We start from the raw sequence: 1,270 nt of genomic DNA on the forward strand, positions 1-1,270 counted from the left end.
TCTTCAGACCCTCCGTACGTGCGAGGTGTCGTCGAGCTCCGCGGCCCGCGCGGGATGGCCGGCGCGGGCGCGGAGCACGGAATGGGCGATGCCCTGGGCGTCGAGGCGGGCGTCGGCGAGCAGATCGCTCCGCGTGCCGTGCGCGATGAAACGGCCGGGCAGCCCCAGGGCGCGGATCGGAACGGTCACGCCGGTGTCGGCCAGCGCGCGGGCGACGGCGGTGCCGACCCCGCCGTGCCGGGTGTTGTCCTCGATGGTGACGACCAGGCGGTGGCGTACGGCCAGGTCGGTCAGTTCGGACGGTACGGGCAGGACCCAGCGCGGGTCCACGACGGTGACCCCCACGCCGCGGGCGGTCAGCAGCGCGGCGGCTTCGAGGGCGGGTTCGGCGAGCGCGCCCGTGGAGACGAGCAGCACGTCGGGGTACCCGGCGCGGTACAGGACGTCGAGGGGCCCGCGCCGCTCGACGGCGGGAATGTCCCGGCCGACCGTGGCCTTGGGGAAGCGCAGCGCCGTGGGCCCCGAGGCGCAGGTGACGGCCTCGGCCAGGAGCAGCCGCAGCTGGGTGGCGTCGCGGGGCGCGGCGACGCGGATGCCGGGGACGGCCCCGAGCAGGGTCAGGTCCCACATGCCGTGGTGGCTGGGCCCGTCGGGGCCGGTGATGCCGGCCCGGTCCAGGACGAAGGTCACCGGCAGCCGGTGCAGCGCCACGTCCATCAGCACCTGGTCGAAGGCGCGGCCGAGGAAGGTCGCGTAGACGGCGATGACGGGGTGCAGCCCGCCCGCGGCCAGCCCCGCCGCGGACGTCACGGCGTGCTGCTCGGCGATGCCGACGTCGAAGAACCGGTCGGGGAAGCACCGGCCGAAGCGGGCCAGACCGGTGGGGCCGGGCATCGCCGCGGTGATCGCCACCAGGTCCTCGTGCTCCGCGCCGAGCGCGCACAGCTCCTCGGAGAAGATGGTCGTCCAGGTGGGGGCGGAGCCGCCGCCGCGGGGCTTGCCGGTGTCCGGGTCGAGGACGCCGACGGCGTGCATGCAGTCCGCGGGCTCCGTCTCGGCCGGGGGATAGCCCTTGCCCTTGGTGGTGACGGTGTGGACCACGACCGGTACGCGCATGTCGCGGGCGATCTGGAGGGCTTCCTCCACCGAGCGCAGGTGGTGGCCGTCGACGGGGCCGAGATAGGCGAAGCCGAGCTGCTCGAAGAGGCTGAGCGCCACCGGCAGCGGCCCGCCGACGCCCGCACCGTCCGCGTCAGCGGGGGTGCCGGAG

1 protein-coding gene is annotated in these 1,270 nt (G+C 75.5%); it reads right to left on the bottom strand.

Annotation, left to right across the window (positions count from 1 at the left end; genetic code table 11):
• Positions 1 to 3: 3 nt before the first annotated feature.
• On the bottom strand, positions 4 to 1,270 hold a 1,267-nt coding region (locus ACFU99_RS44025; protein WP_384404460.1), incomplete at its 5' end, for a transketolase C-terminal domain-containing protein.

The organism is Streptomyces sp. NPDC057654, from assembly GCF_042800135.1.
Lineage (GTDB): Bacteria > Actinomycetota > Actinomycetes > Streptomycetales > Streptomycetaceae > Streptomyces.